13 protein-coding genes are annotated in these 21,419 nt (G+C 75.0%); 4 read left to right on the forward strand and 9 right to left on the reverse strand.

The features are described 5' to 3' along the window. Positions 1–3: 3 nt before the first annotated feature. The 9 genes from ACSNN7_RS04355 to ACSNN7_RS04395 form a co-directional block, all read right to left on the reverse strand. Positions 4–3,522: an amino acid adenylation domain-containing protein gene (locus ACSNN7_RS04355; RefSeq protein ID WP_436679292.1), complete on the reverse strand. Its 3,519-nt coding sequence runs from the start codon at positions 3,520–3,522 to the stop codon at positions 4–6. Beyond that, entirely contained in the window at positions 3,519–5,822 is a 2,304-nt protein-coding gene (locus ACSNN7_RS04360) for a lantibiotic dehydratase (protein ID WP_436679294.1), read from the reverse strand. The genes ACSNN7_RS04355 and ACSNN7_RS04360 overlap by 4 nt, the downstream gene beginning before the upstream one ends. Further along, a complete protein-coding gene (locus ACSNN7_RS04365; protein WP_436679295.1) occupies positions 5,819–8,959 on the reverse strand; it encodes a thioesterase domain-containing protein in 3,141 nt (1,046 codons plus the stop codon). Before ACSNN7_RS04365 ends, ACSNN7_RS04360 begins: the two co-directional genes overlap by 4 nt. Beyond that, complete coding sequence (locus ACSNN7_RS04370) at positions 8,956–12,441, reverse strand: AMP-binding protein (RefSeq protein ID WP_436679297.1); 3,486 nt, start codon at positions 12,439–12,441, stop codon at positions 8,956–8,958. The genes ACSNN7_RS04365 and ACSNN7_RS04370 overlap by 4 nt, the downstream gene beginning before the upstream one ends. Positions 12,442–12,783: 342 nt before the next feature. Next, on the reverse strand, positions 12,784–13,194 hold the full coding sequence (locus tag ACSNN7_RS04375; protein WP_436679298.1) for a DUF2267 domain-containing protein: 411 nt from the start codon (positions 13,192–13,194) through the stop codon (positions 12,784–12,786). Positions 13,195–13,467: 273 nt separating this feature from the next. Then, entirely contained in the window at positions 13,468–13,866 is a 399-nt protein-coding gene (locus tag ACSNN7_RS04380) for an NUDIX hydrolase (protein WP_436679299.1), read from the reverse strand. An 80-nt stretch (positions 13,867–13,946) separates the two neighbouring features. Then, positions 13,947–15,359, reverse strand: coding sequence for an MGH1-like glycoside hydrolase domain-containing protein (locus ACSNN7_RS04385; RefSeq protein WP_436679300.1), 1,413 nt, complete (start codon positions 15,357–15,359; stop codon positions 13,947–13,949). After that, the gene (locus ACSNN7_RS04390) at positions 15,356–16,174 is read right to left on the reverse strand and encodes a sugar phosphate isomerase/epimerase family protein (RefSeq protein WP_436679302.1); all 819 of its coding nucleotides are present in this window, start codon (positions 16,172–16,174) and stop codon (positions 15,356–15,358) included. Before ACSNN7_RS04390 ends, ACSNN7_RS04385 begins: the two co-directional genes overlap by 4 nt. Further along, a complete protein-coding gene (locus ACSNN7_RS04395) occupies positions 16,175–17,212 on the reverse strand; it encodes a zinc-binding dehydrogenase (protein ID WP_436679304.1) in 1,038 nt (345 codons plus the stop codon). Between the two features lie 117 nt (positions 17,213–17,329). On the opposite strand from ACSNN7_RS04395, the gene ACSNN7_RS04400 reads away from it, so the two are divergent. From ACSNN7_RS04400 to ACSNN7_RS04415, 4 genes are all read left to right on the forward strand, one after another. Beyond that, on the forward strand, positions 17,330–18,724 hold the full coding sequence (locus ACSNN7_RS04400) for an ABC transporter substrate-binding protein (protein ID WP_436679305.1): 1,395 nt from the start codon (positions 17,330–17,332) through the stop codon (positions 18,722–18,724). Further along, positions 18,721–19,680 carry a carbohydrate ABC transporter permease gene (locus ACSNN7_RS04405; protein ID WP_436679306.1) on the forward strand — a complete coding sequence of 320 codons (960 nt, stop codon included), beginning with the start codon at positions 18,721–18,723 and terminating at the stop codon, positions 19,678–19,680. Before ACSNN7_RS04400 ends, ACSNN7_RS04405 begins: the two co-directional genes overlap by 4 nt. Then, the gene (locus ACSNN7_RS04410) at positions 19,680–20,546 is read left to right on the forward strand and encodes a carbohydrate ABC transporter permease (RefSeq protein ID WP_436679308.1); all 867 of its coding nucleotides are present in this window, start codon (positions 19,680–19,682) and stop codon (positions 20,544–20,546) included. The genes ACSNN7_RS04405 and ACSNN7_RS04410 overlap by 1 nt, the downstream gene beginning before the upstream one ends. Before the next feature lie 225 nt (positions 20,547–20,771). Further along, positions 20,772–21,386 carry a methyltransferase domain-containing protein gene (locus ACSNN7_RS04415; RefSeq protein WP_436679309.1) on the forward strand — a complete coding sequence of 205 codons (615 nt, stop codon included), beginning with the start codon at positions 20,772–20,774 and terminating at the stop codon, positions 21,384–21,386. The last annotated feature ends 33 nt before the right edge of the window (positions 21,387–21,419 follow it).

A 21,419-nucleotide genomic window follows, 5' to 3' on the forward strand; every position in this document is an offset into this window, starting at 1 on the left:
CCTTCATTGCGCGGTGCCGCCGGGGCGGCGAGGTGGATTGCGGCGGGTACGGCCCCGCCGGGCGGCGGCCCGCAGCGCGGCGCGGGCGAGTTCCGGCCGGTCGGCGGCGCCGTCGAGGCTGGCGGCGAGCGCCCGGACGGTGGGGTGGCGGAACAGGTCGAGCATGGTGATCGAGCGGCCGGTGGCGGCGGTGAGCCGGGCGTGCACCGCGGCCAGGGCGAGCGAGTGACCGCCGATGTCGAAGAAGTTGTCGGCGACTCCCACCCGGTCGGTCTCCAGCACCTCCCGCCAGATGCCGGCGATCAGCTCCTCGGTGTCGGTGAGCCCGTCCGGCCCGGCCGGGACCGGGGTGGTGCGGGGCGGCTCGGTGGCCGTCACGGTCATCGCGCCGAGCTGCGGCGTCCGGACGGTGGGCCGGGGCAGCGCGGCGGCGACCGCGTCGGCCTGCGTGTCCGGGTCGGCGGCGAGCGCGCCGACCAGCTCGGCCAGGTCGGCCAGGAGCGCGTCGATCCGCTCGGCGTCGAACAGGTCCGGGTTGTGCACCACCTCGACGCCGATGCGGCCGTCCCGTTCCACCACGTAGACGGTGATGTCGAAGGGCGAGCCGGGCTTGGGCACCCGGACCGGCGCGCCGGTCAGCCCGGTCAGCGCCAGCCGGGGCGGGGCGAAGTTGAGCACGTTGAACAGCACCTGCACCAGCGGCGCGCGGCAGGTGTCCCGGCCGACGCCGAGGGCCTCCACGAGGCGTTCCAGCGGCGCGCCCGGGCGGGCCGTGACCTCGTGCAGCTCGGCGGCGCACCGGTCGACCAGCTCGGCGAAGCCGGCCCCGCCGGTACGCAGCCGCACCGGCACGGTGTCGATGAAGAAGCCCACCACGTCGTCGAAGGCGGCCAGCCGGCGGTCGGCGACGATCGCCCCGACCAGGTGGTCGTCGCCGCCGGTGAGCCGGCGCAGCAGCTCGCCGAAGCCGGCGAGCAGCACCGCGGCGACCGTGGTGCCGCGCCGGGCGGCCAGGGCGCGCACCGCCCGGTCGGCGGTCGCGGAGAGGGTGACCGCGGCCTCGGCGCCGGCGTAGGTCTGCACCGCCGGGCGGGGCCGGTCGCGGGGCAGCTCCAGCACGGTGGGCACGCCGCGCAGGTGCTCGGCCCACCAGGTGAGGTCGGCCGCGCCCCGGCGGCGGTCCCGCTCGGCCCGCCACACCGCGTAGTCGGCGTACGTGGCGGCCGGTGGCGGCAACGTCGGGGGCGCCCCGGCGACGGCGCGGGCGTACGCGGCGGCGAGGTCGTGGTAGAGGACCGCCTCGGACCAGCCGTCGAAGACCGCGTGGTGCATGGTCATCGCCAGCACGTGTTCGTCGACGCCCAGCCGGTAGACGGTCACCTGCCAGGGCGGTCCGGTGGCCAGGTCGAAGGCGTGCGCGGCGCCGGCGGCGAGCATTCCGGCCAGCTCCGCCTCGGCGTCGGCGCTGCCGGTCAGGTCGACCACCGGCACGGCGACGTCGGTGGGTTCCTCGCAGACCGCGTACGGCACCCCGGCGGTCTGCGGGATGCGCCAGCGCAGCACGTCGTGCCGCTCGGCGACGGCCCGCAGCGCCACGCCGAGCGCGGCGGTGTCCAGCGGCCCGCGCAGCCGGTGCGCGACGGCGATGTTGTACGGGGCGCTGGAGGGGGCTAGCTGATCGACGAACCAGAGCCGGCGCTGCGGCGGAGAGAGGGTGGGCGGGTTGCCGGTGGTCAGTTCCTCGGCGTCGGCCGGGGCGGCGGCGCGCAGCCGGGCGACGAGGCCGCTCAGGGTGCGCCCGGCGAGCACGTCCCGGGTGTCGACGTGCCGGCCCAGCTCGGCCCGGAGCGCGGCGACCAGGCGCATCGCGGCGACGGAGTTGCCGCCGACGGCGAGGAAGTCGGTGTCCGGGCCGGGGGTCACGCCGAGCAGCCGGGTCCAGATCCGGGTGACCGCCTGCGTCACCGGATCGGCCGGGCCGAGCGGCTCGCCGTCGGTGCGGCCGGTGCTCAGCGCGGCCAGGGCCAGGGCGCGCAGCGCCGGGCGGTCCAGTTTGCCGGTGACCGGGCTGACCGGCAGGTCGTCGCGGCGCAGCAGCCGGGCCGGGAGCATCGCGGCGGTCAGCCGTTCGCGGGCGTACCCGCGGATCGTCTCGTCGTCCGGCGCTCCGGCCGGGGTGAGGACCGCGACCAGTTCCGCGCCGGTCGGCCCGGGCACCGCCTCGACGACGACCCGGTCGACGCCGGGGGCGCCGGCCAGTACGGCCTCCACCTCGCCCAACTCGATGCGCTGGCCCCGGATCTTCACCTGCCGGTCGGCGCGGCCGAGGTAGACGATCCGCCCGTCGGCCGCCTGCCGGACCAGGTCGCCGGTGCGGTACAGCCGCTCGCCGGGCAGGCCGGAGAACGGATCGGGGACGAACCGCTCGGCGGTCAGGCCGGGCCGGGCGAGGTAGCCGTCGGCCAGGCCGGGGCCGCCGATCAGCAGCTCGCCGGTCTGCCCCGGCGGCACCGCCCGCAGCTCGGCGTCGACGACGTACGCGCGGTGGTTGGGCAGCGGCAGGCCGATCGGCACCGGGTCGCTCTCGGCCCCGGTCAGCTCACCGGTGACCGCCAGCACGGTGGTCTCGGTCGGGCCGTAGCCGTTGAGGAAGCGCCGCCCCGGCGCCCAGCGGGCGGCCAGCTCGGCCGGGACCGCCTCGCCGCCGCAGAACACCGTACGCCAGCCCGGCACGTCGGCCGGGTCCAGCATGGACAGCACGATCGGGGTGATGAAACCCCAGTTCACCTCGTGCGCGACGATGAACCGGGCGAGCCGGACCGAGTCGGCCCGGTCCTCGGCGCCGACCAGCTGCACCGCCCCGCCGAGCAGCAGCGGCAGGAAGAGGTCCATGACGGACACGTCGAAGCCGAGCGAGGCGATGCCGAGGCTGCGCACCCCGGCGTCGGCGCCGCTGACCGCGGCGCAGCCGGTGACGAACTCGACCAGGTTGCGGTGGGAGGTCAGCACCCCCTTGGGCCGGCCGGTGGAGCCGGAGGTGAACAGCACGTACGCCGGGTCACCGGGCCGGGCCGGGCAGGGCGCCAGCGGGGCCGGACCGTCGGCCTGCACCACCTCGACGCCCGGCAGGTCGGTCAGCTCGGCCGCCGCGTCGCCGACCAGCAGCGACACCCCGGCGTCGGTGAGGATCTCGCGCAGCCGCTCGCGGGGGCCGTCCGGTTCCAGCGGCACGTAGCAGCCACCCGCGAGGAGCACCCCCAGGACGTCGACGACCAGCTGAGGGCGGCGTCGGCCGCAGACCCCGACCCGGCTGTGCCGGCCGACGCCCCGGGCCCGCAGCGCGGCGGCCACCCCGGCCGCTTGGCCGATCAGCTCCCGGTAGGTGAGCCGGTCGTCCCACTGACGGACGGCCACCGCGTCCGGGCAGCGCGCGGCCCGGGCGGCGATCAGCTCGGCCAGCGTCCCGTCCGGCCAGGGCAGCTGCGGCCCGGCGGCGGCGCTGATGGAAAGGATGTCGGTCACCCGTGCTCTCCCCGGTAGGTGGCGGAATCGGTGATCTGCAGGCGCAGTTCGCTGACGTGTCCGCGCCCGGCGGCGTCGGGCACCCAGGCCTGCGCCGGCGTGGGCAGCAGCTCGGTGACCACCACCGCCACGTCGGGGCCGGTCTTCGCGGCGGCGTCGACCATGGCGCACAGCGACTGGGCGTACAGCGGGCCGGTGAGGTCGACGTAGCAGGGCTTGACCTCGGTGCCGACCTTGACGAAGACCCGCTCGGGCAGGTCGAGATCCGCCCGGAAGCGGCGTACGGCCAGGTAGCGGGCGGTCTCGTCGCGGTGCCCGGCCAGGCCGCTGCCGGCCACCGTGGTGCGCCACGTCCGCCGGGCCACCACCAGCCGGTCGATGGTGATCCGGGGCGTGTGCGGGGCCGGGTCCAGCAGTTTGAAGGTGTCCACCAGCAGCGAGCCGAGCAGGTTGGCGAAGATCTCCATCAGCGGCCAGCGGGACCCGTCGGGGAAGACCGCGCTCAGCGCGGCGTCGTCGCGGACCACGGTGACGGCGGTGGCCGGCACCAGCCGGTCGACGTCGCCGCCGCGAGCGGTGTCGATGCCGAGCTGGCGGTCCGCCGGGCCGGTGAGCGCGTACGTGGTGCGGGTGGTCAGCCGGGGCCAGCTCTCCGGGTAGAGCACCCGGATCCGGGCCGGGCCCAGGTCGGCGTCGAGCGCGGCCCGCAGCGCCGCCGGGTCGGGGTGGAACGGGCTGAGCACCGCGCTGTCGTAGGCGACGGTGGCCGGGTGCAGCTCGCCGAGGACGAGCAGGAACTCGCCCCGGTCGATCGCCTCGGCCGAGACCGCGCTGATCTGGAGGTCGGGGTTGTGGATCCGTGCGGACGGCCAGCCGGGCCGGTCGGCGGCGAAGAGCGTGCGGACCGGGCCGGCCAGGTCCTCGGCGCGCAACCGCAGCTCGACGGTGCCGGCCGGCAGGTGCCGCAGCCCGAACAGCTCGGCCCACCGCTCGGTGAAGCTCGCACCGGCGCGGGCGACCGGGCCCTCCGGGGCGATCAGGATCCCCTGGGCCAGCGACCAGATGTCGGCCAGCCGCACCGGACCCTCGGCGGCCAGCTCGTCGTAGAGGTCGGCGAGGACCTCGGCGCAGCCCGCGCCGATCTCGGCGGTGAGCCAGCGGGCCGCCTGGAGCACCACCGCGAGCGGGGCGGCCAGCGCGTCCAGCACGGTGGCGCCGATGGTGACGTCGAGGTCGCGGGCGGTCTCCTCGTAGCAGACGGTCCGGCCGGCGTACATCTGCCCGCTCTGCCGGGTGGCGGGGCGGCCGGTGACCGCGGTGAACTCGGTGTTGAGCGCGGCCAGCGCGGCACCGAGCCGGTCCGGGTCGCCGGCGGCGGCCGCGACCGCGTCCCGGGCGGCGCAGAGCCGGTCGAAGTCCGCGGCGACCGCCGCCCGCACCGTGTCCTCGCCGATCGCGGCGATTCGCTCGCCCAGGACGCGTTCGGCGTCCGGGCTGTTCGGCAGGTTGGCGTCCCAGGTCAGCTGGCCCCGTTCGACGAACCGGTCCAGCAGCAGGAAGACGTCGTCGACCGCGCGGACCACGCCGTCCGCGCACGCCCGCTCGGCCAGCTCGCCGGCTGCGGTACGCCCGTCGCAGGACGCCAGCAGCCAGGCCTCCACCGCCGACAGCGGGATCGGCGGGTGCAGCGGCCACCGCAGCTGCCGCCCCTCCACCGTCAGGTGCGGTTGCAGCGCGGGGGCCCACCAGCGGCGTACCGCCAGGTCGTCGGCGAGCCGGTCGGCGTAGGCGATCAGGGCCCAGGCCTCGAACCCGACGTGCCGGCGGGTGACCAGGCCGGGGCCGGGGGTCAACCGGGTACGCGGGTCGTCCGGGTCGAAGCTGCCCCAGCACACCGGGCCGAAGAAGCCGATCGTCTCGGCCTTGCCGCAGTAGCGCTGCCAGTAGCGCAGCAGGCTCAGCTCCCGCTTGCGGCGGCGCACGTTGCGCACCGTCGGGTCGGTGCGCAGCAGCCCGTCCAGCGCGATCAGCATGTCCGGGTTCTGCCAGGTGACCGCCTCGCGCAGCAGCGGGTCGGCGGCCAGTTCGCCGGCCACCGCGGAGGAGTCGGCGAACGCCTCGGCCAGCACCTTGTCCACTACCTCCGGGGTGCCCTCCCCGGCGAGCAGCGCGTCGGCGGCGGCCGCCGCGTCGGGCGCGGCGAAGCGATCCAGGCCGGCGGCGGGGAAACCGGCGCTGCGCAGGACCACGTCCCGCCACACCGACCAGCCGGTGTCGCCCAGCGGCAGCAGGTGACTCATCGGCGATCCTCGCTCTCGGGGGCGTCCACGATCTGCAGCCGCAGCTCGCTGAAGCAGCGGCGGCCGGCGCCGTCCGGCACCCACGCCTGGTCGGGGGTGGGCAGCATCTCGCTGACCACCAGCGACACCTCGTCGCCGCCGTCGGTGCGGGCGGCCCGGACCATGGCGCAGAACATGGTCACGAAGGCGGGGCTGCTCAGGTCGACGAAGCAGGGCTTGATCTCGGTCCCGAGCTTGACGTAGACCTGCTCCGGCAGGCCCAGCCGCCGCCGCCAGGCCCGTGCCGCCAGGTAGCGGTCGCGCTCCGCGGTCACCTCGGCGAGCCCGCTGTCCCCGACCGTGGTCCGCCAGGTCTGCCGGGCCACCACCAGGTTGTCCAGGATGATCCGGGGTGTGTACGGCGCGGCGGCGACCAGTTTGAAGCCGTCGACGGCATGCGCGCTGAGCATCTCGGCGAAGACGTCGGTGAGCGGCCACCGCTGGCCGTCGCGGGCGGTGGCCACCAGCTGGCCGTTCTCGTCGGTCACCGTGAGGTCCACCGTGGGCAGCACCCGGGCCGGGTCCGCGCCCGGGGCCGGCTGGAACGCCAGGTGCCGGTCGGTCGGACCGGTCAGCGCCTCGGCGGTACGGCTGGTCCGCCGGGGCCAGTCGCTGGGAAAGAGCAGCCGGATCCGGCGCTCGCCCAGGTCCTCGGCGAGCGCCGCGCGCAGCCGCTCCACGTCCGGGTGCGACGGGGTGAACACCGCGCAGTCGAATGACGACCAGGCCGCGTGCAGCTCGCCGAGGACGACGGTGAACTCGCCCCGGCGCAGCGCGTCGGCGTCGGCCGCGCAGATCTGCAGGTCGGGGCTGTGCACGATGCCGTTGGACCAGGACGGCCGCCTTCCGGGGAAGACCTCGCCGATCCGCCCGGCGAGGTCGGCGACGCGCAGCCGGACCTCGGTGGTGCCGGCGGGCAGTGTGTCCAGCGCGAACAGCCCGGCCCAGCGCGCCGCGAACTCGGCGGCCACGGCGTCGACCGGACGCTCGCCCCCGCCCCAGAACAGGCCCTGCACCAGGAACCAGAGGTCGGACAGGGCGACCGGAGAGTCCCCCGCCTCGGCGCGCAGCTCCTCGTAGAGCCCCCGGAACACCGCCCCGTACCCCTCGGCCAGGGCGTTGACCATCCAGCGGGCGGCGCGCAGCAGCACGTCGAGCGGGGCGGCGAGGTCGGCCAGCAGTGGCGCGCCGAAGACGACATCGAGGTCACGGCTGGTGTCCTCGTAGCAGATGGTCCGCCCGGCGTACATCTGGCCCTCCCGGCGCCGGGACGCGGCCCCGGTCAGCGCGGTGAAGGTGGCGTCGAGGTCGTCGAGGGCGGCACGGAGCCGGTCCGGGTCCCCGGCCGCGGCGGCGACCTCGTCGCGGGCCGCCCGCAGCCGGTCCCAGCCGGCCCGCGCGGTGGCCCGAGCTGGCTCGTCGCCGATGTCCTCGATGCGGGTGGTGAGCACCTGCTCGGCCTCCGGGCTGACCGGCAGGGCGGCGTCCCAGGTGATCAGCTCCCGGGCCACCAACCGGTCCAGCAGGGCGTAGCCGTCCTCCGGCCGGCGCAGCCCGAGCGCCGGATCGGTCACCAGATGGCACGCCGGCCGGCGGCCGTCGACGGCGGCGAGCACCGCCGCCTCCACCGGAGACAGCGGCACCGGCGGCCGGCCGGGGCGCAGCACGCTGCGCCCGCGCACGCTCAGGTGCGGGCAGAGCATCGGCGGCCACCAGCGGCGCACCATCAGGTCCGTGCCGATCCGGTCGGCGTACGCGGAGAGCGCCCAGGACTCGAACCAGACCCAGCGGCGGCGGGTCAGCCCGGCTCCCTGGCTGATCCGGGCCACCTCCGGCTGCTCCGGGTCGAGCGTGACCCAGCAGCTCGGCCCGAAGAACCCGACCGTCTCGTTCTTGCCCGCGTACCGCTGCCAGTACTTGAGCAGGGCCCGCTCGCGGTCGCGGCGGCGCACGTTGCGGGCCGCGTCGCCGCCGCCGCGGGCCAGACCGTCCAGGGCGACGAGCGCGCCGCGGTTCTGCCAGGTGACCGCCTCGCGCAGCAGCGGCTGGCCGGCCAGCTCGCTGAGCCGGTGCGCCGACGACCGGACGGCCTCGTCGAACTCCTTGTCGAACCGGTCGGCGCCGGCCCCGATGGCCAGCAGCTCGTCGGCGACCGCGGCGGCGTGCGGCGCGGCGAAGAGGGTCAGCCCGTCGGCCGGGAAGCCGGTGGTACGCAGCAGGCCGTCCCGCCACACCGACCAGCCGGTCTCCCCCAGCGGCACCCGGTGCGCGGGCGGCGCGCCGGGACCGGACGCCACCGAGGCGCGCTCGACACCACCGGAGCCGGCATCGGCGGACGCGGTGGACGGGGCGGTGGCGGCGCTGCCGCCGACGGCGTCGGCCAGGTCGGCGCGGATGGCGGCGAGCAGTTCAGGCAGCCGGTCGGCGAGAAAGAAGTGCCCGCCGTCGATCTCGTGCAGGGTGAAGCCGGCGGCGGTGTGCGCGGCCCAGGCGGCGCTCTGCTCCCGGGTCACCGCCCGGTCGTGCCGGCCGCTGAACGCGACGATCGGCACCGGCAGCGGCTCGCCGGGGACGTACCGGTAGTCGTCCACCCGGCCGAAGTCGGCGCGCAGCAGCGGCAGCAGCAGTTGCACCAGCTCCGGGTGCGCCAGCAGCTCGGCGGGGAGACCGCCGCCCGCGCCGAGGCGGCGCAGCAGCTCGTCGTCGTCCACCCGGGACAGCCCGTCGAAGAGGCTGGGGGCGGCGACGTGCGGGGCTCGCGCGCCGCCGACGTAGAGCCGCAGTGGCAGCGGGCGGCCGGTGCGGCGCAGCTCGCGGACCACCTCGAAGCCGACCCGGCCACCCATGGAGTGGCCGTAGATCGCGTACGGGCGGTCGGCGCGCCCGGCGACGGCGTCGGCGACCTCGGCGACGGTGAACCGGGGGTCCTCGCTGATCCGATTCTCCCGGCCGGGCAGCTGCACGGCCAGCACCTCGACGCCCGGGCCGATCCCCTCCTGCCAGCGCCGGAAGGCGCTCGCGCCGGCCCCGGCATAGGGCAGGCAGAACAGTTGCACCGGCGCCTGGGGTCGGCTTCCGGGCGAGACGAACCAGTTCACCGCACGCCTTTCTGAACGGGATCGATCCAGTACCGCCGGCGCTGGAACGGGTAGCCGGGCAACCCGGTGCGGCGGACGCCCTCGGCGGGGTGCAGCGCGGCCCAGTCGACGTCGCGGCCGGCCACCCAGTCGGCGGCGAGGTCGCGCAGCGGGCCGGCCGGACCGGCGATCCGGGTGTCGGCGGCGCGCAGCTCGTCCAGCGCGGCGATCGCGCCGGCCAGGTCGGTGGCGACCACCGCCGCCCGGCAGTCGAAGGCCCGCCGGCCCAGCGCCAGGGTGGCGGCCACCTCGGGCAGCGCCGGGGCCGCGCTGGCCAGGTAAGTCCGCAGCCGGGCCAGCGCCGCGCGCAACGCCTGCGGGGTACGCGCCGAGACCGGCAGCAGGTACGCCCGGCCCTCCGGCGCCTCGACCGGCTCCCTCGGCGGCGGCTGCTCGACCACCACGTGGGCGTTGGTCCCGCCGAGGCCGAACGAGCTGACCCCGGCGACCCGGCGCGGGCCCGGCGGCCAGTCACGCGCCTTGGTCGGTACGTAGAACGGACCGCCGGCCAGGTCGATCTCCGGGTGCGGCCGGGTGAAGTGCAGGTTCGGCGGGATCACCCCGTGCTGCACGGCGAGCACCGTCTTGATCAGCCCGGCCACGCCGGCCCCGGCGTCCAGGTGACCGATGTTGGTCTTCACCGAGCCGAGCGCGCAGGACTCGGCGGACGCGGCCCCGCCGTACACCTCGTGCAGCGCGGCCACCTCGATGGCGTCGCCGAGCGGCGTACCGCTGCCGTGGGCCTCGATGAAGCGGACCTCGCCGGGGGCGACCTCCGCGGCGGCGAGGGCGTTCGCGACGGCGGCGGCCTGACCGGCGGGGCCGGGCACGGCGAAGCCGGCCCGGTCCGGCCCGTCGTTGGTGACCGCCCAGCCGGGCAGCACGGCGTAGATCCGGTCGCCGTCGGCTTGGGCGTCGGCGAGGCGGCGCAGCGCGACCACCCCGACGCCGGAGCCGAAGCCGGCCCCGTCGGCGGCCTCGTCGAAGGCCCGGCAGCGCCCGTCCGGCGAGGCCAGCCCGCCGGGGATGTGCCGGTAGCGCGGCCAGGTGACGTTCACCCCGCCGGCGAGGGCGAGGTCGCACTGGTAGTCGGCGAGGCTCTGCGCGGCGAGGCAGACCGCGACCAGCGAGCTGGAGCAGGCGCTCTGCACGGCGACCGCCGGCCCGGTCAGCCCCAGCCGGTACGCGACCTGCCCGGGCAGGTGGTCGGTGAACTGCCGGCCGATCAGCCGGGCCTCCCAGTCGTCCGGGTCCACGTCGCCCACCACGGCCGGGTTGTCGAGCAGGTGGAACAGGAAGTACCGGTTGGCCGAGGTGGCCGCGTAGACCCCGACCAGCCCGGGGAACCGGGCCGGGTCGTGTCCGGCGTCCTCCAGCGCCTCCCACGCGGTCTCCAGGAAGAGCCGGTGCTGCGGGTCGGTGCGGGCGGCCTCCTGCGCACCCATGGCGAAGAACTCGGCGTCGAAGTCGGCGACGCCGTCGAGCCGGCCGGCGGCCCGGACGTGCCGGGGGTCGGCGCGCAGGCCGGGCCCGATGCCCAGCTCGGCCAGCTCGGCGTCGCTGTGGTCGTGGATCGAGTCGACCCCGGCGCAGAGGTTCCACCAGAAGGTGGCCAGGTCCGGCGCGCCGGGGAAGCGCCCGGCCAGCCCGACGACCGCGATCTCGTCGCCGGTGTACTCGCGGGCGGCGAGGGTCGGCGCGGCCGGGGCGGGCAGGGTCGGTGCGGGGGCGGGTGCGCCGGGCCGGTCGTCGACGGCCGCCGCGTCGAGCAGCCGGGCCTGCGCCGCGACGGTGGGGTGGGCGAAGAGCCGCACCATCGGCAGCGCCACCCCGAACCGCTCGGCGAGGCGCTGCTGCACCTGGCCGAGGAGCAGGGACTGGCCGCCGGCGTCGAAGAAGCTCTCCTGCCGGCCGACCGCGTCGCGGCCGAGCACCGCGCACCAGATGTCGTGCACCGCCCGCTCGGTCTCGGTGCCTGGGCCCTGCCCGGCCGGCACGTCCCGCGGCGGTTCGGGCAGCGCCCGCTCGTCGATCTTGCCGGTCACGGTGAGCGGGAAGGCGTCGAGCGCGACCACCGCGCGGGGCAGGGCGTACTCGGGCAGCCGCCGGGCGAGGGCGGCGCGCAGGGCCGCCGGGTCGAGGGGCCCGCCGGCGGGCGTCGCGTACGCCAGCAGCTCGCCGTCGCGGGCGATCGCCCGGACCGCGGCGACGCCGGGCTGGGCGGCGAGGACCGCCTCGATCTCGGTCAGCTCGACCCGGAACCCGCGCACCTTGACCTGCCGGTCGAGCCGGCCCAGGCAGACCAGCTCGCCGCTCGGCAGCCGCGCGCCGAGATCCCCGGTGCGGTACGTCCGGGTGACGCCGTCGTCGTCGAGCGCGAACCGGTCGCTGTCCTGGCCGAGGTAGCCGGGGGCGAGGTGCCGGCTGCGCACCACGATCTCCCCGGTCGACCCGTCCAGGGACAGCGCGTACCCGGGCAGCGGGGTGCCGATCGGCAGCGGCCCGGTGGCGCTCGGGTCGGCGGCGGCGAGCGGAAGGGCGTAGCAGGCGGCGAAGGTCATCTCGGTCGCGCCGTAGCCGTTGACCAGCACGCAGTCCGGCGCGAACCGGTCCCGGCCGCGCGCGGCGTCGACTCCGGTGGCCTGCTCGCCGCCGAGCAGCACCACCCGTACCGAGTCGAGCCGGCGCGCGCCGAGGGCGTCGAGCAGGAACCGGTAGACCGTCGGGGTCGAGTGGTAGACGGTCACCCGGCGGCGGAGCAGCTGCTCGGCGGCGTGGGCCAGCCCGTGCCGGCGCAGGTCCACCGGGACGACGGCGGCGCCGGTGAGCAGGGCCGGGTAGAGGTCCGGGATGGCGGCGTCGAAGCTGAACGAGGCGAGCAGGCTGAGCCGGTCGTCCGGGCCGAGGGCCAGGGCGCGGATCTGGTTGTCCACGACGTGCGCCAGGTTCCGGTGGGTCTGCGCGACCGCCTTGGGCGTGCCGGTGGAGCCCGAGGTGAACAGCACGTACGCCGGCGCGTCGGGGTCGACGGGGACCGGGCGCAGCGGGGCGGGCGGCACCCGGTCCAGGACGACCACGGTGGTGCCGGGCCGGTCGGCGCAGAGCCGTTGCGCCAGTTCCCGGTGGGCGGCGGCGCAGGCGACGGCGCGCACGTCGGCGGCGGCGAGCATGTGCCGCAGCCGCGTGACGGGGAACCCCGGGTCCAACGGCACGTACGCGCAGCCCGCGGCGAGGGCGCCGAGGACGGCGGCGACGGTGGGCGTGCCGTGCCCGGTGAGCACGGCGACCCGGTCGCCGGCCCGCAGGCCCGCGGCGGCGAGCGCGGCGGCGTGGCCACCGGCGCTGCCGGCCAGTTCGGCGTAGTCGACCTCGTGGGTCTCGCTCAGGATCGCCGGCCGATCGGGATGGGTGGCCGCGACGTCCAGGAAACGCTGGATGATCATTGAGTGCGCCATCTCAGGAAGTCGTCTCGACTCCACTGTGGACAGGCACGCAGGCATCGACAATTGTGATCATGATCCCCCCCAGAACTTCACAATGGGGCCAGGATAGGCCTCGATGCCCGCTGGAAAAGTCCATTGATGGGAGTCAGCCCGAAGGGTCCACGGCGCGGCGGAGATCGGCCGTGGAAAATCGACCGATCATCCCCCTAGCGCGGCGAGGAGTTTCAGCATAGAGGGGCGACAGCGAGTAATTTTCCGGCGAAAGTGGTCGCAAGCCGAGGATTTTTCGCCCCGGCGGCTCCCTTATCGGCAGCTCAGGCGGGGTGTGCAGCGGCGGCGACGTCACTCATCGTACGGGTGCGGTGGCGACGTATCGACACCCCTGGTGAAACTTTTCGGCAGCTGCGCCACCAGGTCCTGGAACTCGCCGACGGTGACCGCCTCGCGCAGGGTGGCGAAGACCGCCCGCACACCGACCTGGGCGGTGGCCGGCTCGACACCGGCCCGGTCCGCCACCCGGCGCAGGAACTCGACCGGCCCGAAGGTCTCCGCCGCGCCCGGTGTGGCGTCCGGCGGCGGCTCGGCCAGGTATTCGCTGAGGTCGTTCGGCAGCTGGGCGGTCAGGTCCTCGACCTCGCCCGCCTGGACCCGCTCGGCCACCGTCACCAGCACGGCCCGGGCGATCGCGGCGGCACGCTCCGGCGGCAGCTCCGCCCGCCGCGCCACCGCGTCGACGAAGAGGGGAAAACGCACCCGGTCCTCCTCACGCTCCGCCGATCCGTCGGATTCCCGACCCTGGCCGGCGAAGGGCCGTCCGTCAGGAATTCGACCCTCGGCGTCCGGCCGGTCCCGGTCGGGAATCCGACCGCGGTTACCCGCCCGGGCGGGACGCAAACGGCTGCCGTCCGGTGGGTGAAGGCACGGCCGGTCGCTGCGTTGCACCGGCGCGCAGCGGCCGGCCGGGCGCGTCGGCCGTCCCCCACTGCGGGCGGAACCGAAACGGTCAGGCCGTCCGCCGAGCCCCGCTCACGCCAGCAGGGCCCGCCGGTGCAGGTCGTCGAAGATGATCTGGTCGACCGGGGAGACCCGGTCCCGGTCGGCGTACCCGAGCCAGGCCACCGCCTCGATCTCGTGATCCGGCCGGGGATCGCCGTGGTGGTCGGCGGTGTAGCAGGTCATCCGCACCAGCGTGCCCGCCGGGTGGCCGTGCGCCCGGGCGGTGAACGTGCCGACGTGCACGGCCGTCTCCGGGTCGATCACCACGCCCAGTTCCTCGGCGATCTCGCGGGTGAGCGTCTCCCGGTCGGTCTCGCCGGGCTCGCGCTTGCCGCCGGGCAGGTACCAGACGTCCCTGCCCCGCGTGCGGGTGCTGAGGATCCGGCCGTCCTCGATCCGGATCCAGGCGATCTTGTCGATGGGGTCCACGGCGGTCCTCCGGTGCGGCGGGCACCCACTGTAGACGGCAGCACCGACGGGCCGGTCCGGCGGCGCGCGTTGGAGTCCCCTCACTCCTCGGCGAGGACGTCGAGCAGCAGCGACGCCGTCCAGCTGAACGCCGCCGAGCCGAGCCCCGCCGCGGTGTCCGGGTGGAAGTACTCGTGGCAGCCGCCGGTGGCGACCAGCTCCAGCATCGACTCGCGCAGGCCGGCGGCCAGGTCCGGCCGGTGGTGCGCGCGCAACCCCCGCCAGAGCAGCCAGTTGGTGTTCATCCAGCTCGGGCCGCGCCAGTAGCGCAGCGGCTCGAAGTCCGGCGCGCCCCGGTCGTGGGTGGGCAGCGGGCGCGGCATGTGCCGGGCCAGGCCGAACCGCGCCGAGCACGCCTCGGCCAGCACCGCCCCCACCTGGCGCGCCGGCAGGTCGGGCAGGATCAGCGGCATCAGCCCGAGCACCGTACGGGCCGGGACCAGCCGGTCGGTGCGCAGGTCGCGCGGGTGGAAGGTGCCGGTGACCGGGTCGTAGAGCCGCCGGACCAGCGCCTCGGTGATGGCGGTCGCGCGGTCGCGGTGCGGGCCGGGATCGGCGCCCACCACGGCGGCGATACCGGCCAGCGCGTGCTCCGCCGCGCCCAGCGCCGCATTGAACAGCGGGCACTCGACCAGGAACGGATGCCACCCGGCCAGCGCGTGGTCGCGGTAGCGATGCTCGCGGTAGGAGGCGACGATCGCGACGTAGCGCGCGTAGTCCAGGTCCGTGGGGCGGTGCGCCGCGTCGGCGTGCGCGGTGTCGTGCCGCCGGTACGCCCGCATGACGGCGGCGTCGGCGGGCACCGCGGCCATCGGCGCGTCCCAGGCCGGGCTGTTGTCCAGGCCGGACTCCCACGGGTGCACGATGGCGGCGAGCCCGGCCCCGCCGACGTCCCGCCGGCCGGTGAGGTAGCGCTGCTGGGCGACCAGCCTCGGGTAGAGCCAGCGCAGCGCCTGCACCGACGCCTCGGAGGGGGCGCGGCGGTGCACCAGCCAGGCCGCCTGGGCGTGCACCGGCGGCTGGACGATGCCCGAGGTGGCGGCGGCCGGGGCGCCCTCGGCGGCGGCGGAGCCCCAGAACTCCGGCCCGGGGAAGTACGACCCGACCCGGAGGGCGGGGTTGAAGACGATGTGCGGCACCCGCCCGTCGGCCCACTGCGCGCCGAACAGGGTGCGCAGTTCCCGCCACGCCCGGTCCGGGCGGACGTGGGCCAGCCCGACGGCGATGAACGCCGAGTCCCAGCTCCACTGGTGCGGGTAGAGGGTGCGCGAGGGCACCGTGTGGTCGTGTTCCCAGTTCGCGTCGAGGGTGGTGATCGCCAGCCGCCGCAGGTCGGCGAGGAGCGCGCCGGGCGCCGGCCGGGCCGCCGCGCCGGCCTGTGGGGCGGGGCCGCCGCCGGGGTGGTCGGTGGGGGGCGCGCCCAGGCCGGAGGGGCCGCTGGCGCCGGCGCTCATGCCGCCGCCTGCCGGGGCTGGGCGTGGCGCAGCACGGTCGCCGCCTGTTGCAGCGCCCGGACCGGGTCGCCGCGCAGCCGGCACTCCAGCGCCAGCCAGCCGGGGTAGCCGATCTCCCGCAGGGTGCCCAGCAGCGCCGGCCAGTCCAGGTGCCCGGCGCCGGGCTGGAACCGGTTGGAGTCGCTGACCTGCACGTGCCCCAGGTACGGCGCGGCGGCGCGCAGGGCGGCGTGCACGTCGTCCTCCTCGATGTTCATGTGGAAGGTGTCGGCGACCACCCGCACCGAGGGCAGGCCCACGGCGGCGCAGAGCGTGACCGCCTCGTCGAGCCGGTTGACCATGTGGTCCTCGTACCGGTTGAGCGGTTCGAGGAAGAGGGTGACGCCTTCGGTGCGGGCGTGCTCGCCGAGGTGACCCAGGGCGTCGACGAGCACCTGCCGGTCGCCGCCGGGCGAGCGGGGCGGTTCGAACGGCGGCAGCCGGCGGGAGAACATCCCCCAGGCGGCGGGGGTCATCGCGCCGACGCCGCCGAGTTCGGCGATCACGGTGAGCTGGGAGCGCAGGTTGGCCACCGCGTCGCGGGAGCGCGCCGGGTCGAAGTCGCCGATGAAGTGGTCCATCTCCACGCAGACGGTGGGCATGACCACCCCCTCGGCGCGGGCCCGGCGCAGTTCGGGCAGCCGGCGGGCGAGGGCGAGGTCGCCCCGGCCGCGCAGCTCGATGCCCTGGTAGCCCAGAGCGGTGGCGAGGGCGAACTTCTGGGACAGGTTGGTGCCCGGGAGCAGTTGCTCCTGGCAGGCGAGCGGGATGGTCATCTAGAACCTCAGCACGACTTGTAGGACGTCACCGGCACCGCGGTCGAGCAACGCGAGCGCGTCGGCCACCGCGCGGGCGTCCACGACGTGGCTCACCAGCGGCAGCGGGTCGACGCTGCCCTCGGCCACCAGGTCCATGAAGGTGTGGGCGATGCGGTCACCGGACCACCGGCCGGCCAGGCCGGGCGCCGGGGCGGGTCCGGAGACCTGGGCCGCCACCAGCTGGATCCGGTTGTGGTGGAACTCCTCGCCGAGGCCGAGCCCGTCGGCCTGGCCCTGGTAGAAGCCGGCGGCCACGACGCGGCCGGCGTGGGTGGTGGCGCGGATCGCCTCGTGCAGCGCCGGGTACGCCCCGGACAGCTCCAGGCAGACGTCCGCGCCCCGGCCGCCGGTGGCCTCGCGGAGCACGGCGGCGGCGGAGTCGACGCCGGCGTCGACCGTACGGCGGGCACCGAGGCGGGCGGCGCGTTCCAGCCGGGCCGGCACCCGGTCGACGGCGACCACCCGGGCGCCGGAGAGGCTGGCCAGCCGCGTGGCGAGCAGCCCGATCACGCCCTGCCCGAAGATCCCGACCCAGTCGCCCAGATGCAGGTCCGCGGCGAGCACGGCGGTCAACGCGATGGCGCCGGGGCGGGCGAAGACGGCGGCGAGCGGGTCGAGCCCGGGGGCGAGCGGGTTGACCGCGCCGGCCGGCAGGACGGCCTCGGCCCGGTGCCCCCAGATGCCCCAGACGAGCTGGCCCGGATGCCGGTCGGCGACGTCGCCGGCCACCTCGACGATCTCGCCGACCTCTTCGTAGCCGAACCCGACCAGCGGGTACGGCACCGGGGTCTGGCGGGGGACGAACATCCGGCTGGCGTCGTCCCAGTCCTTGCTGAGCCGGGGGTTGCTGCCCCGGAACATGGTGAGCTCGGTGCCGGCGGAGATGCCGGAGAAGCAGGTGCGGACCCGGACCTGGCCCGGGCCGAGCGGATCGGTGGGGCAGGGCTCGAGGCTCACGCGCCGCGGCCCGGCCAGCGAGACAACCCAGTTGCCCATGGCGCCACTCCCGGGACGTACCGGGCTCAATCTTAACAAAAAATCGCTATATGTCTTGTTATTGATCAATCGAAGGCGTTGAATCCCTTTGTGTACCCTTCGAGAGGAGTGCCACCGATGCCATCACCCTCGATGCGGATCCTCGCGTCCACCCTGATCATGGCAGTTGCCGGGGTCGGACTGCTGGCCTGCGGCGACGACGAACCGGAAAGTGACAACTCGCAGATAACGGTGTGGAGCCTGGAGGACGTGGCCGACCGGGTCACCGCCACCCGCGCGATCATCGCCGACTACACCGCCAGGACCGGGGTCAAGGTCAACCTCGTCACCGTCAACGAGGACCAGTTTCCCTCCCTCATCGCCTCCAGCGCCGCCGCCGGCGAGCTGCCCGACGTGGTCGGCTCCGTCTCGCTCGCCGGCATCCGCACGCTGGCCGGCAACGAACTGCTGCACCCCGACGCCAACAAGGAGATCGTCGACAGGCTGGGACGCGACACCTTCTCACCGCGCGCGCTGGAGCTGACCTCCGACGACGGCAAGCAGCTCTCCGTACCGAGCGACGGGTGGGGGCAACTGCTGGTCTACCGCAAGGACCTGTTCGACGCCGCCGGCCTGCCCGCCCCCGACACGTACGAGAAGATCGCCGCCGCCGCGGCGAAGCTGAACACCGGCGGGGTCGCCGGCATCACCGCGGCGACCGCCCCCGGCGACGTCTTCACCCAGCAGACCTTCGAGCACCTCGCGCTGGCCAACAACTGCCAGCTCACCGACGACTCCGGAGCCGTGAAGCTGGACTCGCCGGAGTGCGTGGAGGCGTTCCGCTTCTACGGCGACCTGATGCGCACCTCCTCGGTCAAGGGCGCGCAGGACGTCGACACCACCCGGGCCACCTACTTCGCCGGCAAGGCGGCGATGCTGATCTGGTCCCCGTTCATCCTCGACGAGCTGGCCGGGCTGCGCGCCGACGCCCGGCCGACCTGCCCGCAGTGCCAGGCCGACCCGACGTTCCTAGCGAAGAACAGCGGCTTCGTCACCGCGATCAAGGGACCCAACGGCACCCAGCCGGCCCAGTACGGCGAGATCAGCTCCTGGGCGGTGCTGGACGGCGCCGCCGCCGACCCGGCGACGTCGTTCGTGGAGCACATGCTCTCCGACGGCTACCCGCGCTGGTTCGGGATGTCCCCCGAGGGGCGCTTCCCGGTCCGCAAGGGCACCGCCGACGACCGGGAGAAGTTCCTCACCGCCTGGAACACCAGCCAGGCCGGCGTGGACGCCAAGAAGCCACTGTCCGAGGTGTACGGCGACGAGGTGCTGGCCAGCCTGCGCACGAGCCCGGACACCTTCCAGCGCTGGGGCCTGACCCAGGGCCAGGGCAAGCTGGTCGGCGCGATCCTGGGCGAACTGCCCGTACCCAAGGCCCTCGCGGACGTCGTCGGCGGCAAGAGCGACGCCGGCGCGGCGGCCGCCCGGGCGAAGAAGGACGTGGAGGCGATCAAGGCGGGCGTCAATTGACCGCTGCCCCGCCGGAGACCGGCCGCTCCCCCGCCCGGGAGCGGCCCGGTCCCGGCCGCCGGCGTCCGCTGACCCTGCGTCGCCGCGAGTCCCGGGAGGGGCTCGCGCTGGTCGCCCCCACCCTGCTCGTGGTGATCGCGGTGATCGGCATCCCGATCGTCTGGACGGTGCTGCTGGCCTTCCAGCGGGTCCGCCTGGCCACCCTGCGCAAGACCGGGCTGTTCGGCGAGTTCACCCTCGACAACATCGACCGGGTGCTGAGCACCCCGGGCTTCGCCGACACGCTCTGGACCACCGTGCTCTACAGCCTCGGCGGCACCGCCGGGTCGATCGCGCTCGGCCTGGTCGCGGCACTGGTGGTCCGCCGGCCCTTCCGGGGCCGGACGCTGGTCCGGGCCTCCATGCTGCTGCCGTACGTGGCGCCGGTGGTCGCGGTGGCCTTCGTCTGGCAGGTGATGCTCGACCCCCAGCTCGGCCTCGTCAACGACTGGGGGCAGCGGTTCCTCGGCTGGGACGCCCCGATCCCCTTCCTGTCCCAGGACTCGACCGCCCTGGCGACGGTGGTCGCCTTCGAGGCGTGGCGCTACTTCCCGTTCGCGTTCCTGTTCCTGCTGGCCCGGCTCCAGGCCGTCCCCGGCGAGCTGGAGGAGGCCGCCCGGGTGGACGGGGCCACCCCGACGCAACGGTTCCGGCACATCCTGCTGCCCCAGCTCATGCCGGTGATCGCCCTGCTGGGGGTGCTGCGGTTCATCATGACGTTCAACAAGTTCGACGACGTCTACCTGCTCACCGGTGGTTCCGCCGGCACCGAGGTGGTCAGCGTCCGGGTCTACCAGTTCCTCACCGCGCGCACCGACATCGGGGCGGCGGCGGCCCAGGCCGTCGTGCTGGCGGTGGTGCTGATCGTCTTCGTCGCGATCTACCTGCGCTTCTTCACCGGACGACGGGAGGCCTGATGGACCGCGACCGGATCGAGACCGTCTCACTGCGCTGGCTGCGCCGGCTGGTGCTCACCGCGTTCCTGCTGATCACGGTGCTGCCGTTCTGGTACATGCTGGTGCTCTCGGTACGCCCCATCGAACGACTGCTGCTCGACCCCGGCTCGCTGTGGGTGCCGCTGGGCGAGCTGACCGTGTCCACGTACACCGAGGTGTTGAAGGCCGCCGAGGACGGCGGCCAGGGTTTCCTCACCTTCATCCGCAACAGCGGCCTGGTCGCCCTGGCCGCGACGCTGTTGACGCTGGTGGTGGCGATCCCCGGCGCGTACGCCGTCTCCCGGCTGCGCTTCTTCGGCCGCCGCCAGGTCAACGCGCTGTTCCTGGCGGTCTACCTGTTCCCGTCGATCGTCATCGCGATCCCGCTCTTCGTGGTCTTCACCCGGGCCGGGCTGCGCGGGTCGCTGTTCGGGCTGGTCCTGGTGTACATCTCGCAGACCCTGCCGGTCTCGGTCTACATGCTCAAGAACTACTTCGAGACCATCCCGATCAGCCTGGAGGAGTCCGCGGCCATCGACGGGGCCGGCCGGTTCGGCATCATCCGCCGGATCAGCCTGCCGCTGGCCGCCCCGTCGATCATGGCGGTCGCGCTCTACGACTTCATGATCGCCTGGAACGAGTTCCTCTTCGCGCTGCTCTTCCTGGTCGACAAGCCGGACCGGTGGACGGTGTCGCTCGGGTTGTCCCTGCTCGCCGACGGCGTCGAGGTGCCCAAGACGGTGCTGATGGCGGGGTCGGTCATCCTCACCCTGCCCATCGTGATCCTCTTCTTCGCCAGCGAGCGGCTGCTCACCGAGGGCCTCACCGCCGGCGCGGAGAAGGGCTGACCGCGCGACGGACGGTGACCGGGATCACCGGTCACCGTCCGTCGACACCACGATCACACCGCGAAACACCTGCTCGGAAGAGGTGCCGAACCCCCCGGTCGTCACTAGCATCGTTCGGGAACCCGCCCCGGCGGGTACGGGGGAAGACCGGCGGAGCGCCTGCGCGTGCCGCCGGAGGGTGCGCCTGCACCACATCCGTATCCGCGACAGGCAAAGGGGCCGGCGATGGGTCGAGCACGGCAGGACGCTCCGACGGGCACCGAGGGCGAGGACTACACCCGTCGGCTGCAACGCCTGGGTGGCGCGCGCTGGAAGCAACTGCTCGACGTGCAGGCGCCGTACCGTTGGAACCTGCGCCGGCTCCACCTGGGCCGCACCCTCGACGTGGGCTGCGGACTGGGCCGCAACCTCACCAACCTCGGCGACGGCGCCGTCGGGGTGGACCACAACGCCACCTCGATCGCGCACGCCCGGGCCGCCGGGCACGAGGCGTACACGGTGGAGGAGTTCTTCCGCTCCGAGCACGCCCGGCCGGACGCCTTCGACTCGCTGCTCGCCGCGCACCTGCTGGAGCACCTCCCCGCCGGCCAGGCGCTGGAGGTGATCTCCTCGTACCTGCCGTTCGTCCGCTCCGGCGGCACCGCCGTGTTCATCACCCCGCAGGAACGCGGGTACGCCAGCGACGCCACCCACGTACGGTTCGTCGGGTTCGCCGAGGCGGCGGAGGCGGCCCGCGACCTCGGCATGACCGTGGTGCGGCAGTACTCCTTCCCCTTCCCCCGGATGCTCGGGAAGCTCTTCACCTACAACGAGTTCGTCACCGTCGCCCGGCTGCCCTGACCGCCGCGCCACCCGGCCGGACGCCGGTTACCG

This window comes from Micromonospora sp. URMC 105 (assembly GCF_051386295.1).
Classification (GTDB): Bacteria; Actinomycetota; Actinomycetes; order Mycobacteriales; family Micromonosporaceae; genus Micromonospora.